The following is a 14,659-nucleotide window of genomic DNA, read 5'->3' on the forward strand; positions in this document are numbered from 1 at the left end:
CACCTGGTCAGCTCTCATCGTCGGTCTCACCACCGGAACCATTGCCGCCATCGTCACTGCTCGGCACGTCGCCGTTCTCCTCGTCCCAGACCATGGTCGCTGCAAGTGTCTTCTGCCGGCTCGGGTTCTCGATCGAGGTCGCCGCACCGACATAGGGTTCGATGGTCTGCAGCAGCTTCTGTGGGGTGGCCAGGACCATGTGGAATCCGAACTCAATGAAGATGTTGAGCGCCATGCGCGTGTACCTGGTGTCGGCCTTGTCGAAGGCCTCATCGAGGATGATCGTGCCGTACTTCGAGATCGCCTCGTCCGGATCGGCCAACTGGTAGCGCAGTGCCGCTGCGAGGCAGAAGATCACGAGCTTCTGCTGCTGACCGCCGGACATCGCCGCACCGGAATCGTAGGTGGCGTGGGCGCGACCGTGGTCGTCGATCTCCTCGGCCAGGAAGCTCACGTGCAGTCGAGTGTCGAGGCATTGGTTCTTCCACACCTTGTCAACGTACTCGCTCGAGGAGAACCGACGCATCACCTCGGCGAGGGTGTCGTACTTGTCCTCCGCAGTTTCCATATCCTCTTCGCCCCAGGTGCCGCCGGCGACCTTGCGGAGATCGGAGATGAAGGCGTTGACGGTCTCACTCCGGCGGGTCTTGACCTTCAACCGCAGATATCGTCCCTCGTCGAACTGGGACCGCAGGAGGGAAGAATTGATCGGTGCGACCCGGTCCTCGATTTCACGTGGGGCGGCGTGGATCTCGTTGAGGAGTTCGCCGATGAGATCGCGGGAGCGCTGTCGCAGCAGGTCCCGAAATCTGTTCTCGTGATCGGGCAAACCGTGGGCCAGGATTTCGTCGAGCATCCCCAGGTAGTCGTGTCGATCGGCGACGTCGGCAGTGAGATCGGAGGCGACCGAGGACCATGCGGCCTTGAACTCCGCGGCCAGCCTGGTCACGGCCTGACCGGCTTCGCTCGCCACGGCCTGTGCCTTGTCCTTCTCCGACTGCAGAGCCTGGGAGACCTGCTGGCCGATTTCGGGCAGAGATTCGCGCTTGATGCTGCGCTGGATCTTTGCAAACCGGGCCTCGAGCTGCTCGGCGATCGTCGGATCCACCTCGGGGATGTGCCCGGCGCTGACGTCATCCTCGAGACGGCTGAGACCTGCCCGCAGACCGGTGATCTCTTCGTTCGCCCGACGCAGGGCATAGTCGCAGTCGCGGGTGGCAGCCTCGGCGGATTCCTTCGCCGCACGGGCTTCGCGTTCGGCTCCGATCGCCTGCTGCAGGTCACCGTCTGCGTCCTCGAGTTCGCGCAGCGCCTTCTCCAGGGTGGCGATCGTCTCCTTGGCCCCGGCCAGGTCCACATCGCGCCAGGACTGTTCGCGGATCCCGGCGAGGATGCCCTTCCGCCGGTGGGCCTGTGCGGTCTCCGCGTTCGCGGTTTCTACGATGGCCTGTGCCTCGTCAAGTTCCGCCTGGGCGTCTTTCAGGGCGGCAATGAGGGCTTCGAGTTTGTTCTCCCGGTCACCGAGGACCCATTGGCTGCGGTCGTCGATGCGCCGCCGGTCATCCTTCTCATAGCGGGTCCGGGATGTCTTGACCTGGCCCTTCATCGTCACAGCACGGGGATGGTCATCGAGTTCGTCGGGGCGCTCGACACAGGCGAAGTCGAAGCGTTCGGACAAGGTCGAATGCACCCACTCCCCGAATCCGGTTTCGGCGACAGTGACCTTGTTGACCAGGGACTTCGTGCTGTTGACGGGTCGTCGTTTCGCGGCGTGCGCGGGGATCTCCTCAAATACGAGTCGTCCCTTGATCCGATGGGAGTCGACCCAGGACCGGACCGCACCGAGGTTTTCGCTGCGCACAAGCACCGTGAGAGCCAGCGGACGCAGCACGCGTTCGATCGCACCGGTCCAGGCGGCCTGGTCGGGATCGACTTCGATGAGTTCGGCGGCGAAGGGCAGTGCCTTCTCACTCAGTCCGGTGCCCTCGGCCAGTTCCTGTCGGATCTGGAGCAGGTTGCCCGGCACGGTCGAACCGGAACGACGCAGGGAATCGATCTCGGCTTCGAGGTCCCTCACACGTGCGCGGGCCTTCGAGAAGCGATCATGGTCGGCATGGCTGGGTCCTGCGGCCTGTGTCTTCTCGTCGAGGGTGGAGGCGATCTGGGCTTGGAGTTCGGCGAATTCAGTCGCCGAGGTGGGCACCGCTTCGATGTCTGCCTGCTTCAGCTGTCGCTCGAGGCTGGCCCACCGGTCGGCGATGGCGCGGCGTTCGGTTTCGGCCGTGTCGATGCGCTGCTGCAGGTGTTCGGCCTCCGAACCGCCGAGGTCGAGGGTGGCACGGCGGGCGAGGTCGTATTCGTCGACCGCGGCGTCATAGTCCTTCTTGGCCCGATCGGCAGCGACTTCGATTTCGACGAGCTCCCGGCGCTGGGATGAGAGATCTGAGCGCATGAGGTCGAGTTCGCGCCGCTTCTGGAACGGCAGCAGGGCATCGTTGAGGGCGATCGACTTCGCCGCGGACTCGTGGGCGGAGTCGTATCGGTTCGAGGCCTCGCGCAGCTGCAGGAGGTGGTCGCGTTGACGGCGCAGTTCGACCACGTGGTCGTGGGCGTCCTTGAGGTCTCCGAACTGGTTGACCGCGGTCTCTGCCAGGTCGAAGGTGACCGGCGGTTCGAGCATGTGGTCGCGGAAGAGGCGGTCGAGACTGTCGAGGCTCTTGGCCGATTGGGTCTTGTGCAGCAGCTGCAGCGCCGATTCGCTGGCCATACCGAAGACCTTGCGCATCCGGGCGTAGAACCTGGCGTGGGAACCGTTTGAGGTGATGAGTGCTTCAGGATGCTCAGTCTTGAGCTTCCGGGTCTCGAGACCGGACCGCGCGTACTGCTGCAGGTCGGCGAGGTCGAGGCCTGCCCGTTCGAGGATACAGACATCGGACAGGTCGGTCATCTTCGTCCCGGAGCCCTTGATGAAGAAGAGCCTGGCCAGCGACAGCGGACGGTCCGTGCCATTGTCGTAGCGGAGGATGATGCCGCTCCACGTGGCACGCGGACGCAGGTACTTGCTCACGACACGGTCCTCATCGGAATCCGCTGTGCGGGTCCACGCGCCGCGGACATAGCTGACGAGACTGCGCTGATCGACCCGACTGCCCGCAGTCTGGGCTGCGACGTTGAAGCGCAGCCACTTGTCCGGAGTGAGCACGGCGGCGATGCCGTCGAGCAGTGAGGACTTGCCCGAACCCGAAGGTCCGGTGATCAGGTGGCCCTTGTGGGAGACAGGGATGCGGTGGATGTCGGCGTCGAAGGTGCCCCAGTTCGCGATCTGGATCTCAGACAGCCTCCACTGGCTGCCGACGTCGGGACGATCGGTGCCGCGGGCGCGGGCCTGGTCAGCGATGAGTGCGGCATCGAGCGGGAAGAGGGCTTCGGTCACGCCTCGTCCTCCTCGGAGTCGTCGGTGCCGAGTCCGGAATCAGGATCGGAGCCTTCGGGATCGTCAGGATCGTCGGTCGCATGGGAACTGAGCCCCGCCTCGGCGATGGAGCCCTTGGCCTCTCCCGAGGTGATGCGTTCGTAGACGTCGATGAGCTCACGCACCTGGTCCTCGTCGATGAGGAACTTCACCATCGGCGAGATTTCGAAACGCTCCTCGCCTGCCTTGTGGAGGACGCGCAGACGGTTGCTCATCCGGCTCCAGGCACCATTGAGATTGCGCTGGAACGTCGATTCGTCGCCTGTGCGATAGATCGCGAGGCGTTCGTAGACCTCCTCGCGATCGACGATCACACGCCGCTCGCCGGGTGCGGCCAGCAGCAGCTGCCGCAGGACGAGAAGCATGGCGGTATCGAGGAAGGTCAGCCGTTCGCTGCGCACCGCAGCGGGCACGTCGATCTCCTCGGAGACGACCTTGCGGGTGAAGGCGAATTCGTCTATCTTGTCGATGACGAGCTCCAAGAACAGGTCGTGCAGCCGTGATCGCACAATGGACTCGTCGGCGACCAGAGCCGACCACAGCTGCGGACTCTGTGCACCGGAGACATAGGGACCCTTGAGCAGTTCGAGCAGAACCCTGCGGGTGCGCTCACCCAAGGTGCCGGTGTCCTGAAACCACAGCCCACTCGGATTCTGGGCGGACTCGCCAGACTCGGTAGGTGCGTCTGCGGAATCGTTCATAGTGTGATGCCTTCGGTGAAGTAGTGGCGGCGGATCGTGGCGCTGCGCCCAATTCCGTCGACCCCTGCCCATTCGAGTCGGTCTCGCGCTACGGAATCGACGTGTCCATAGGTGCTGGCCAGGGACAGGAGACCGACGACGCTCGCCAGGCCCTGTGAGGCCGGGAACTGGTCGAGCACCTCGGCGACGGAGATCTGCTCGGATCCATGGATGGCCTGATTGACGTTATCGGACAGTTCGGAGAAGTCGATCTCGGATTCCCTTGCGACGGCGATGAGTTCAGCGAAGTCGACCTCGGTCTCGGTCGCCTCGCCCAGTTCGACACCGGCATCGAACTCGGTGGGGTCGTGGAGAACGACCTCCCCGACGCTGGCCAATGCGACGCTCGAAAGCTCCAGATCCACGCCGAGGCTGTCGTAGGGTTTGCGGACCTGTGAAACCGGTGCTGCCGCGGCCAAGGCATCCTGGATCAGGGTGCGCATCACGCGATCGCGTTGGAATTCGTGGGAGTGGACGTAGCGGCGCAGACCGCGGGCGAATTCGGACAGGATGTCGGAGACTTCGCGTGAGCCGTCCTTCATCTGCCGCATGAGGGTGCGCAATGAGCGGCGGGTCTCGGCCGTCAGCGTCGCTGAGAAGTCGCGGTCGAGGATCGCTGCGATATCTTCGTCGAAGGCCGAGGCCTGCTCAGGATCGCGGACGAGTTGGGAGAAGGCGGAGAAGGTTCTGCCCTCATCAGAGGATTCGATGAGGTCGACTCCGCGGAAGACCTCGTCGAGTACCTGGGACTGTGAGTCCTCGGCGGCGAGGATTGAGATCCGCAGTTCCTGGTTGAGCTCTTCGAAGCGGGCGCGGACACGTGCGAAGTCGGCGGGCAGCCCCTGCGCCTGCTGGAGGATGTCGCCGACGCGCTCATTCGCCCGGCGCCGGTCGAGGACGATCGAGCGGGGGTCTCCGCGGCGGACACGGGCGATCTCAGCATCGATGCGGTCACGTTCGGCTCGCAGGGATTCCAACCGACGGGAACTGTCCGGGTCGGTGTCGATGGCCAGCTGCCGCACCGATTGGGCGAGGCTGACCAATCGTGATTCGGTCGCGGTCTGCGGTGGAGTCCGCAGCTGTTCGAGCATTCGGATGGCGTCGAATCCCGCCGCGGAGAGTTCGTAGGTCTCGCCTCTCGCCGAGGTGGCCGGTCGGCGGACGAGGATCTCCGCCCGACGCCAATCATCGCAGTAGGCCTTGGCAGTTCGCGGGGACAGCTCGAAGTGGTCGCGCAGCTCCTCGAGGTCCGAATCGATGGACTCGTGCAGGTCTTCAGTGGAGATTCGGGTGCCGGGCTTGCCCAGGTGAGTGCCCAGTGTTGCTGCCATAACCGGGAGATGGTCGGCCCGCAGCATGCTCAAGGTGGCATTCGTATCGAGCAGTCGCCGGTAGGCGAGGGCGGAGCTGAGGGCGGACATATCACCCATTCTCTGCGCCGGTGGGGCCCGTTGCCAATTTCGGGTGCACGGACCACGGGGGATCGAAGCGTGCACGCCTCTCGCATCGCGCACGACTCGCTTTCGGGTGGCGCACAGGTCGTATTCGGACGGCGCACAAGCAGTCGACTATTGGGCCATTATTCATGCTTTGTTCAGCTCGTGACACGGGCCACTGAATTCGGCATAACGATACCGAATTGTTATACCGTGTGCCGATGACTCGGATACGACGATGGCCCTACACCTTCGCCATGCTGCTTTCTATTGTTGTCGCAATGGTTGCCCTGGCTTCTTCGATCTACCTCGGTCGGCCGCTCCGGGACCCGGATGGCTTCCTCGGACCCGCCTATATCCGGATGCCGTTGCTGGCGCTGCTGTTCTTCGGCGTGGGCATCGTCGTGGATGCGGTGAGGAGGAGCGGCTGGAAGCATCTGCCCAACGGGATGTTCGAAGTCGTGAGGAACGAGTGGAGTCTCCGTCGTATCCTGTGCATCACCGCGGGCATGATGAGTTTCTACATCTGCTATCTCAGTTACCGAAACCTCAAGAGTGACCTTCCGACCTACCGGGAGGGAGTTCTCTACGACCAAGAGCTTTCGCATTCCGATCTGTGGTTCAGCGGGGGAATCAATCCCGCTGTGTTCCTGCACGATCTGTTCGGCACCGGGTTCATGGCCGAGGTGTTCTCTGTCGTCTATCTCGCCTATCTCCCGCTTATCCCCATCAGCCTCGGGGCAGTTCTCATCCTCAGTCGCAACCTCGCCATCGGTGCCTGGTATGCCACGACGCTGTGTCTCAACTGGGTGCTGGGCACGGTCAGCTACTACATCCTGCCCGCTCTTGGGCCTGCATTTTCCCGGCCAGAGCTCTACCGCGGCCTGGCCGATACCGGGGTCACCGACTTGCAGCAGTCACTGATCTCCACTCGTCTTGATGTTCTTGCCGACCCGGTCGGCAGCGGACAGATTCAGGGCGTGGCTGCGTTCGCCTCGTTGCACGTCTCCGTGACGTTCGCAGCCGCCCTGTTCATGATGCGCACACAGCAGAGGCCCCTGATACAGACGCTGATGTGGATCTTCTTCGGGGCCACGGTAATCGCCACACTCTACTTCGGCTGGCACTACATCCTCGATGACATCGCCGGCGTGGTGATCGGCTGGGCCGCCGTCACTCTGGGTGCTTGGGTCACCGGGAACCGGAGAAAGCGACCTCAGCGGAGCGCAGAACCGGGCGCCGTCGAGCATCGTAAGGAAACGGCACTCGTCGACGCCGCCTGACGGATGCGGGGCGCTGAGCGATTCATGTCGCATCGCTCCCGCCGAAGGCCTTCGGGTCAACGGGGCGGTCCTTCTTCGGCAGCTTCGCGACAACGAGGCAGTAGGACTCGAGGACGAGATCATGGAGCAGGTCAGCGTCGAGGATGTTTCCCGTCGCACCGTCGGGGTCCTCGCTTTCGGCTGTGCCAGCACCCGCCACGGTGATCCAGTGCTTCTTGCTCATGTGATATCCGGGAGTGATCTCCGCAAAGGCATCACTGAGCACCTCCCCGTCCAGCGGGTCGATCTTGAGATTCATGCTGGGCACACCGCGCAGTTCGAAGGTCATCATGAACATCTTTCCGCGCACCTTGTACACGGTGTTCTCCGGCCCGAACGGGTGGCCGATCTCCACCGACGGATACTGGATCGCCTGGTCATGAGCGAGTGCGAGCACGGTGTCAGGATCCATGCCTGGAGATTAGCAAAGGGCCATGACACCGAACCCGCTCACCAGCGTCGAACCTGCAGAGCAGTGCCGATAGAATCTTGCTCATGTCGCAGAATGCTCCCCGCCTCCTTGTCGCCGCCCTCGGCGGAACCATCGCATCGACTTCGAACCAGTCGGGAGGCGTGGCCCCGGCCCTGAGCGGGGCCGAGATCGCCGCAGCCGCCGGCCTCGACCAGATCTGGCCGGACCTGCAGGCTGACTTCACCCAGGTGTCACAGGTCTCGAGCGCCAATGTCACCCTCGATATGCTCTTCGAGGTTCGCGAACTGGCCCGCACGAGCGAGGCCGACGGCATCGTCCTGACACAAGGCACCGACACTCTCGAGGAGAGCGCCTTCGCCCTCTGGTTGCTCAACGACTGCGCTACTCACATCGCAGCCACCGGAGCCATGCGCAACCCGACCCTGCCCAGTGCCGACGGACCGGCAAACGTGCGCGCCGCCGCACTGACGGCGCTCTCTCCGCTGAGCAGTGGACTGCCCTCAACTCTGGTCTTCAACGACGAGATCCATGATCCGCGTTTCGTCCGCAAGTCCCACGTGACCTCGACCGCAGCATTTTCCTCCGGCCCGGTCCTCGGCGCGATCGGGTGGATCAGCGAGGACACAGTCCGCCTCCCCCACGCGCCCGCCGCGAGTGTCTCCCCGTTCGCAGGCCTGTCCCGGCCGGAAACGCTTGCGAAGGTCGCCCTCGCCGAGGTGGGAATGGGCGAACCCGAGGAGACACTGACCCAGCTCCTCGGGCCCGGTTTCTCCGGTGTCGTCATCGCTGGTGTCGGTGGCGGCCACGTCCCTGACCATCTGGTGCCAGCGGTGACCCGCCTCGGCGAAGAAATGCCCGTGATCTTGGCATCGCGGCCAGGCTCGGGCGCGAGCCTGACTCGCACCTACGGCTACCCCGGCGGCGAGATCGGGCTGCTCGAGTCTGGCCTCATCCCGGCCGGGATCCTCGACGCTCGCAAGGCCCGCATCGTCCTGACCTTGGCTCTGAGCCTGGGACTCGACCCCGCCGAGGTGTTCACGGCATTCGCGTGAGCGCCGACCCCTGGCGGGCGCCGAGCTGGGGTGGGGTGAGCTGGATTCGGTCGCTGACCGGCAGAGGCGGATTCAGACGTTTTTCGTCGACTGACGAACGACGAGTTCGGGTGTGAACTTCTGATCCCGGTGGGTCTGCTCGCCCGATGCGTTCTCCGCCAGCAGCGATTCGACGGCGGTGCGTCCCAGCAGATCCGCCGACTGCCGAATCGAGGTCAACGGCACAATCGTCGAAAACGCGTAGTCGATGTCGTCATAGCCGATGAGCGCAAGATCCTCAGGGATGCGCAATGCGGAGAACATGACGACCGCCTGCATGAAGCCCACAGCAAGCAGGTCATTGGCACAGAAGACGGCATCGGGGCGCTCTTCTTCCGACAGGGAGACGATGCGCTCTCCGATCGAGCGACCTGCGAGTATCGTCAGCTCATCGGTTTCGAACACCGCCAAGTCGAGATCGGACTCAGCTGCGCGCTCCCGCGCACCGCGGGCACGATCACTGACCTGCGGCAGAGTGAACGGTCCCCCGACGAACGCAGGTTTCGCACATCCACCGGCGATGAGGTGGTCGAGCGCCGTTCGTCCGCCTGCGGCACCATCCACGTCGTCGGGGGCGGATCGCAGAACGCATTGCTGTGCCAGTTGACGGCGAACCGGACTCGCCGCCCCGTTGTAGCCGGACCAGTCGAAGCGACCGCGATCGGCGACATTCGGGCATGAAAGGTGGCCTGAAACTGAAACAGTCGGTAAGTTCTGGTCGAAAATCATACGAAATTCGACCAGAACTTACCGAATGTTGGTGTTGCCTGCAGCGCCGTGGAGCTGCCTGCAGCGCCGTGGAGCTGACTCAGCTCTCGGCGCCGACGGCCACGACCATCTTGCCGAAGTTGCGGCCGTTAAGCAGGTCGTTGAAGTATTCGGGAGCCTTGTCCAGTCCCGGGCGAATGTCCTCGCGGTAGCGGACCTTTCCTTCCTTGACCCAGCCGCTCATGTCGGACAGGAAGTTCTCATGGTGCTTCTCGACGAATTCCGTCTGGATGAAACCGCGGACGTTGAGTGACCTCGTGAGGATGTTGCCCATGAGCGCACCGGAACGGTCCGGACCTTCGGGCAGTTCGGTGAGGTTGTAGTTGGCGACGAGTCCGCAGACCGGCACACGTGCGTAGGTGTTCAGGCGTGGCAGCACTGCCTTGAAGACATCTCCGCCGACGTTCTCGAAGTAGACGTCGATGCCCTGTGGAACCGATTCTTTGAGTTCGTTCTTGAGGTTGCCAGTCCTGTGGTCAAGTGCCACATCGAAGCCGAGCTCGTTCAGGTGGGCGACCTTATCGGGCCCACCGGCGATGCCGACGGCCTTCGCGCCCTTGATCTTCGCGATCTGACCGACAACAGACCCGACCGGACCGGTCGCAGCAGCGACAGCCACGGTCTCACCGGGCTGCGGACGGCCGATCTCCAGCAGACCTGCATATGCGGTGAAGCCCGGCATGCCCAGCACGCCGAGGGCGGTGCTGATCGGAGCGATCTCGGGATCGACGCGGCTCAGGTGTGCGGCCTTCTCGATGGAGAATTCCTGCCAGCCGCCGTAGCCGAGGACGGTGTCGCCGGCTGAGAAGTCGGACGAATTCGACTCGACGACCTCCGAGACCGTGGCGCCGCCCATGACCTCGCCAAGTTCGACCGGCTTCGCGTAGGACTTCGCGTCCGACATCCGACCGCGCATATAGGGGTCGAGTGAGAGGTACAGAGTCCGGAGCAGAACCTCACCGTCCTGCGGCGAACCCAGGTCAACCTCGTCGAGGAGGTAGTTCTCCGCCTTCGGCTCTCCGACCGGACGAGAATTCAGGCGAATCCTGTGGTTTGTCGTCATCGAGATGCTTCCTTTCATCGACGCCGCGCACTGTCTGCACACGGTCGTAACGTGTCCGTGGGGCTGAACCTCTGGCGGCTGAAGCGACAGCGCCTAGATCCAATCCTTGTCGTAGCAACCAATTCGGATCCGATGATGTTCCTGATTTCGCGACGAATCCGAGACCGACGGTTCTTTCGCGAGCTCCCGAGCCTTCGTCTCCCACTTTAAGTCAAATGCCCAGGTGAACTCGCCGAGGTGGTCGAGCAGTTCCGATCCGTTGCTTCGAATGGTGTCCGACCATTCACGCGGCCACGCACCGTAGTTCGCTGCGGCGGCGAGCTCGTCCACGTCCTTGAACACCGCTCCGTTCGGGTCGAGAAGAGTGTGCCCCGACGACGTGTTCCCGGACCGCACGTGCCCGGACGTCGTATGCAGGGGCATGCTGTCGACGGGGAATGTGATGTCGAGGATGTGATCGCTCGTGTATATGGCATCACCCGTGCAACGATGCGTGGTCTCGAGGTTGACGTACCAGTCTGCACGAACAGCATCCGCGCCCGAATCGCCTTCCGAACCTCCGACGGCACCGGAACCTCCGACGGCACCGGAACCGCTGCCGGAAGCACCAGGTTTGAGCAGCACCCACACGGAGAACGGAACTCCTGGCGGGACGATCTTGAGTACCCCGAGCCCGCGCCAGCTGCCGGGCGCCTTGATCCGTCGCGGCGCCTCGGCGGGCGGGCGAAAACGATCCTTAAGCGGAACGTCGTGGGGATTCGAATCCTCCCAGCCGACGATCCTCGTGTCGACGGTCTCGGTGCCCCCGGCCATCCACAGCACGGCACCGGCCGGCCCGTCCTCGATCACACGCATCGGCCGGCGCACCTCGGCGTGGTCGCGGTCGAAATCGAATCGTCGAAACGACCACGTCACGGTATCGCCGGGCGTCCAGAAGGGCCCCTCACCCACGTGACGTGTGCCGGGTGGGACGTCGATCTCGTACGGATCGGTGAACTCCATACAGGCAGTCTAAGTTCATGTCATGAGTGAGGGCTGGACACACACGAGCCCGCTTCGCAGGCACCGATACAGCCGAACCGCTGCCCATCGTTTCGGCCCGCCCAGTACTCACCGTTTCAGCCTGCTCAGCGGCCACCGCCTAAGGTGGTGGGCATGGACGACTTCACACTTCCCGATCGCAAGGGCGCGACTCATCGCAGCGAGGCGACCACGCCGTCACATACCCCGCCACGCACCGATGCCGACATTCCGGGCTACCTCGAGGCGCTGGGCATCCCCGGCCTCGCTGATATCCACATTCACTTCCTGCCGACCAACGTCCTCGACAAGGTGTGGGCATACTTCGACGCCGCCGAAGCCAGCTATGGCTATCCGTGGCCGATCCACTACCGCTATGACACGGAGACCCGCCTCCAGATCCTCCGTGACCTGGGCGTCCGTGCCATCCCGGCACTGACCTACCCGCACAAACCGGGCATGGCCGCCTGGCTCAATGAGTGGAACCGCGAGTTCGCCGCCGCCCACGATGACGTCATCCACTGCGCAACCCTGTACGCGGAGCCGGAATCCGCCGACTACGTCCCCGAGGCGCTGGCGGCCGGGGCCCGACTGTTCAAGGTCCACATTCAAGTGGGCGGATTCTCCCCCGATGACCCCGTGCTCGATCGGGCGTGGGCGGCACTGGCCGAGGCGCAGGTGCCCATCGTCATCCACGCCGGCTCCGAGCCTCTGCCCGGCACCTACACCGGTCCGCAGGCGGTGGCGAAGGTCCTTGAGCGGTTCCCATCCCTGCGCTTCGTCATCGCCCACATGGGCATGCCCGAATACGATGCCTTCGCCAGCCTCGCCGAGGATTACAGCGGAGTCCACCTTGACACGACGATGTACGTGTCAGGGTTCTTCTCCTCCCCCGCCGAGGTGGACCCGGCTTACCGTGAACGCTTGGCTGGTCTGCAGGACAAGATCATCCTCGGCTCGGACTTCCCGAACATTCCCTACCCCTATGCGGATCAGATCTCGGGGCTGGCCGGACTCGACCTCGGCGATGATTGGATGCGCTCGGTACTGTGGCGCAATGGTGCGCGGGTCCTCGGACTCGACGACTGAGCGGGCCCTCGGTCTCGACGGCTGAGCGGAAGAGATCTCAAGCTCTGCGTGGCCGCGGGGCTCAGCTCTCGCGGGGAATTCGCTCCGCTCCGATGACGCCGCGCAGCATCTCGTCATCGATCGGCGCCCCTCTTCGGGTGACGCTGATCTGACCTGTGGGCTCGAGGATCACGCATGCCACCTCGGCGCGCTGTCGGATTCCCGCCATTCTCAGCCTCGAACACACTTCGGCGGGGTCGACATGGGCCCTGGCAAGGTTGTCGGTCAGCAGCTGACTGCCGGCCATGAGGACGATGGCAGCTCTGGGCTCAGCGGGTATGCAGCCAATCGTCGACGGTCACGGCAGAGAGCCTCGGCGATTCGGGGATGAGACCTTCGGCTGACATAGGCCCGGGGATCGGGACGGGAACGATCTTCGGACCACGTTCCGGGCGCTCGGTGTCGCGCACAGCTGAATCTCGGTTCGATTCTCTGGCGGCGATCTGGCCGGCGATCGTCGGGAAGTCGCTGATCTCGGGGCCGGCGACCTCGATGGTTCCACGCTCCCCGGCGTCGATCGCCTCGGACATCATCCGGGCGGCTTCGTCCGCGGCCAGGGCCTGGACTCGCATCTTCGGCACGAACGCCACTGGCCCCGCGGTGAACGTCATCGAATCGACAAGTTCGAACCATTGGGTCGAGCGGAACATCAGCAGCTGATCGGCGGGGACCAACCTGCGATAGACCCGCTCCTGGAGCTCTTTGGCCTGGTAGTAGCCGAGCAGCTTGGACTGGGCGACCTCGGGCCGGAACGCAATGGACAGACATACCATCGCAGCCCCCGGATTCTCTGCCGCAGCCAGAGCGATCGAGCGTGAACTGCGGGAGAAGAAATCGAGCGCCTTGTGCCGATTGTTCGTCATGCGGTTGACACAGTCGACGAGGACATCGCTGCCTTCCGCCGCCTCAGTGACGCCTTCCCCATTATAAGTATCGACGCCGATCCCGCGGTGAGCGGCGATCACTGAGTGGCCGCCCTCACGCAGGTGTGCCGTGAGTCGGCGACCGAAGGTTCCAGTGGCTCCATAGACGGTGATCTGCATGTCTCATCCCTGAGTTCGGTGGATCGGCGAGTGCGCGAGTCAACAGGCCCGTCGACAGCTGAGCGGATGGCGGTGCCCGCCGGCGGTTGCACCGACGGGCACCGTAGGCACCAGTCTAGTTCTGCTGTCTCCAGCCTCGCTGTCGCCAGCTTCTGCTGGGCCTAGTTCTGCTCAATGGTGATCGCACCCAGGTCAGCGCTCGCTGACACCGGGATGATCGTCTTTCCCTTCGCATCCTTCGGCACGCGCGCCGCGTCGTACTTCTTGAGGTCCTTGGCCAGGTCAAGGTCGCCATCATTCGAATTCGCATTGATGCGGTAGAACAGATCTTTGTCGCCACCGTCACTGTCGTCGCCCTTCGCGGCGGCAGCCTCGGCGGCCATCCTCTCCTGGGCCAGGTCCAAACGCGGCAGTCGGATGTCGATTGTGCCTTCGTCGGCCTTGGCAACGATGCCGGACATCGGAACCATGTCATTGGAGAAATCGAGATCGATCGTTCCCGTCGAGGTCACCACGTCGACGTGATCGCGCACGTTGAGGTTCGAACCGTTGAGCGTGCCCACGTCTGTCTTAGATTCGATGGTGCCGAAAGTCCCGCTCAGGTCAGTCATCCCATAGTCGGTCGACGTCTGCAGACGCTCGGCCGAACCGTTGACATCGACGGAGCCGCCATCGGTGTTGGCGACGATCTCTTTGTAGCCCCCGGTCACTTCGATGGCACCGAGTCCGCCGGTGAAATCGAGCTTCATCTCCTTCGCGGTCTTCTCGGGGAGAGTGACGACCATCTCGGCACTCTCTAGGTGCCGGGGCTCTTCGATGGACACTGTCGATGAATCGCCGGAGCCTCTCACCTGCAGCGTCGGGGCTTCGTCACGGGGCCCTGTGGCGGTGAGCCGGACAGAGGGCTTCTCGGTATCGGTGGTCTTGACGGTCACTCTTGCAGTGGTGTCGAGGAGGAACTTCAGATCCGTGGTCGAGGTCGAGAGCGGCTTTGTGACTTCGAGCTTCGCATAATTCAGACGAGAGGCACCGTGAGAGACGCTGAAGGCGATGGGGACGAGGAGGACGACGAGGGCGGCGATCGTGATGACGACGCGCATGCTCGTGCGAGTGGATTCGCTGACGTGGACTGTGGCAGGCATT

At 63.7% G+C, this 14,659-nt stretch carries 13 protein-coding genes and 1 pseudogene; 4 read left to right on the plus strand and 10 right to left on the minus strand.

Annotated elements, in window-relative coordinates; all coding sequences use genetic code 11:
• Positions 1 to 7: 7 nt before the first annotated feature.
• From HX613_RS15305 to HX613_RS15315, 3 genes are read right to left on the minus strand one after another with little or no spacing between them, the layout of a single operon-like run.
• Positions 8 to 3,433: an ATP-binding protein gene (locus tag HX613_RS15305; RefSeq protein WP_235346108.1), complete on the minus strand. Its 3,426-nt coding sequence runs from the start codon at positions 3,431 to 3,433 to the stop codon at positions 8 to 10.
• Entirely contained in the window at positions 3,430 to 4,173 is a 744-nt protein-coding gene (locus tag HX613_RS15310) for a DUF4194 domain-containing protein (protein ID WP_235346109.1), read from the minus strand. Before HX613_RS15310 ends, HX613_RS15305 begins: the two co-directional genes overlap by 4 nt.
• Positions 4,170 to 5,633, minus strand: a complete 1,464-nt coding sequence (locus HX613_RS15315; protein ID WP_235346110.1) for a DUF3375 domain-containing protein — start codon at positions 5,631 to 5,633, stop codon at positions 4,170 to 4,172. Before HX613_RS15315 ends, HX613_RS15310 begins: the two co-directional genes overlap by 4 nt.
• Before the next feature lie 296 nt (positions 5,634 to 5,929).
• Between HX613_RS15315 and HX613_RS15320 the strand changes: the two genes are divergently transcribed.
• On the plus strand, positions 5,930 to 6,931 hold the full coding sequence (locus HX613_RS15320; protein ID WP_235346111.1) for a phosphatase PAP2 family protein: 1,002 nt from the start codon (positions 5,930 to 5,932) through the stop codon (positions 6,929 to 6,931).
• A gap of 22 nt (positions 6,932 to 6,953) precedes the next feature.
• Here HX613_RS15320 and HX613_RS15325 read toward each other — a convergent pair whose 3' ends face one another.
• Positions 6,954 to 7,382, minus strand: coding sequence for an MmcQ/YjbR family DNA-binding protein (locus tag HX613_RS15325; RefSeq protein WP_235346112.1), 429 nt, complete (start codon positions 7,380 to 7,382; stop codon positions 6,954 to 6,956).
• A gap of 83 nt (positions 7,383 to 7,465) precedes the next feature.
• Between HX613_RS15325 and HX613_RS15330 the strand changes: the two genes are divergently transcribed.
• The gene (locus HX613_RS15330) at positions 7,466 to 8,455 is read left to right on the plus strand and encodes an asparaginase domain-containing protein (RefSeq protein ID WP_235346113.1); all 990 of its coding nucleotides are present in this window, start codon (positions 7,466 to 7,468) and stop codon (positions 8,453 to 8,455) included.
• 72 nt (positions 8,456 to 8,527) lie between these two features.
• On the opposite strand, the gene HX613_RS15335 is transcribed toward HX613_RS15330, so the two are convergent.
• Entirely contained in the window at positions 8,528 to 9,058 is a 531-nt protein-coding gene (locus tag HX613_RS15335) for a substrate-binding domain-containing protein (protein ID WP_235346114.1), read from the minus strand.
• Here HX613_RS15335 and HX613_RS15340 point away from each other — a divergent pair.
• A pseudogene (locus tag HX613_RS15340) lies at positions 9,047 to 9,166 on the plus strand (FGGY-family carbohydrate kinase); the annotation flags it as partial. The gene HX613_RS15335 and the pseudogene HX613_RS15340 overlap by 12 nt on opposite strands.
• A gap of 136 nt (positions 9,167 to 9,302) precedes the next feature.
• Here the strand turns inward: HX613_RS15340 and HX613_RS15345 are convergent.
• Together HX613_RS15345 and HX613_RS15350 are read right to left on the minus strand one after the other, a co-directional pair.
• On the minus strand, positions 9,303 to 10,325 hold the full coding sequence (locus HX613_RS15345) for an NADP-dependent oxidoreductase (protein WP_235346115.1): 1,023 nt from the start codon (positions 10,323 to 10,325) through the stop codon (positions 9,303 to 9,305).
• Between the two features lie 93 nt (positions 10,326 to 10,418).
• On the minus strand, positions 10,419 to 11,327 hold the full coding sequence (locus HX613_RS15350; RefSeq protein ID WP_235346116.1) for a DUF402 domain-containing protein: 909 nt from the start codon (positions 11,325 to 11,327) through the stop codon (positions 10,419 to 10,421).
• 153 nt (positions 11,328 to 11,480) lie between these two features.
• Here HX613_RS15350 and HX613_RS15355 point away from each other — a divergent pair, with 153 nt between their 5' ends.
• Positions 11,481 to 12,434, plus strand: a complete 954-nt coding sequence (locus tag HX613_RS15355; RefSeq protein ID WP_235346117.1) for an amidohydrolase family protein — start codon at positions 11,481 to 11,483, stop codon at positions 12,432 to 12,434.
• Positions 12,435 to 12,495: 61 nt separating this feature from the next.
• Here HX613_RS15355 and HX613_RS15360 read toward each other — a convergent pair whose 3' ends face one another.
• The 3 genes from HX613_RS15360 to HX613_RS15370 form a co-directional block, all read right to left on the minus strand.
• Positions 12,496 to 12,720 (minus strand): YetF domain-containing protein, encoded by a 225-nt coding sequence (locus HX613_RS15360; protein ID WP_235346118.1) that lies wholly within the window; start codon positions 12,718 to 12,720, stop codon positions 12,496 to 12,498.
• A 22-nt stretch (positions 12,721 to 12,742) separates the two neighbouring features.
• Positions 12,743 to 13,516 (minus strand): SDR family oxidoreductase, encoded by a 774-nt coding sequence (locus HX613_RS15365; protein WP_235346119.1) that lies wholly within the window; start codon positions 13,514 to 13,516, stop codon positions 12,743 to 12,745.
• A 161-nt stretch (positions 13,517 to 13,677) separates the two neighbouring features.
• Entirely contained in the window at positions 13,678 to 14,658 is a 981-nt protein-coding gene (locus HX613_RS15370; protein WP_235346120.1) for a DUF4097 family beta strand repeat-containing protein, read from the minus strand.
• Position 14,659 lies beyond the last annotated feature (1 nt).

Origin of the sequence: Brevibacterium sp. UCMA 11754 (genome assembly GCF_021532275.1) — a bacterium.
GTDB lineage: Bacteria > Actinomycetota > Actinomycetes > Actinomycetales > Brevibacteriaceae > Brevibacterium.

Coding starts and splice junctions, on each gene's coding strand:
- HX613_RS15350 (WP_235346116.1), bottom strand. CDS start 11,327: ATGGAGTTCACCGATCCGTACGAGATCGACGTCCCACCCGGCACACGT.
- HX613_RS15345 (WP_235346115.1), bottom strand. CDS start 10,325: ATGACGACAAACCACAGGATTCGCCTGAATTCTCGTCCGGTCGGAGAG.
- HX613_RS15355 (WP_235346117.1), top strand. CDS start 11,481: ATGGACGACTTCACACTTCCCGATCGCAAGGGCGCGACTCATCGCAGC.
- HX613_RS15315 (WP_235346110.1), bottom strand. CDS start 5,633: ATGTCCGCCCTCAGCTCCGCCCTCGCCTACCGGCGACTGCTCGATACG.
- HX613_RS15370 (WP_235346120.1), bottom strand. CDS start 14,658: ATGCCTGCCACAGTCCACGTCAGCGAATCCACTCGCACGAGCATGCGC.
- HX613_RS15330 (WP_235346113.1), top strand. CDS start 7,466: ATGTCGCAGAATGCTCCCCGCCTCCTTGTCGCCGCCCTCGGCGGAACC.
- HX613_RS15325 (WP_235346112.1), bottom strand. CDS start 7,382: ATGGATCCTGACACCGTGCTCGCACTCGCTCATGACCAGGCGATCCAG.
- HX613_RS15360 (WP_235346118.1), bottom strand. CDS start 12,720: ATGGCCGGCAGTCAGCTGCTGACCGACAACCTTGCCAGGGCCCATGTC.
- HX613_RS15365 (WP_235346119.1), bottom strand. CDS start 13,516: ATGCAGATCACCGTCTATGGAGCCACTGGAACCTTCGGTCGCCGACTC.
- HX613_RS15320 (WP_235346111.1), top strand. CDS start 5,930: ATGGTTGCCCTGGCTTCTTCGATCTACCTCGGTCGGCCGCTCCGGGAC.
- HX613_RS15310 (WP_235346109.1), bottom strand. CDS start 4,173: ATGAACGATTCCGCAGACGCACCTACCGAGTCTGGCGAGTCCGCCCAG.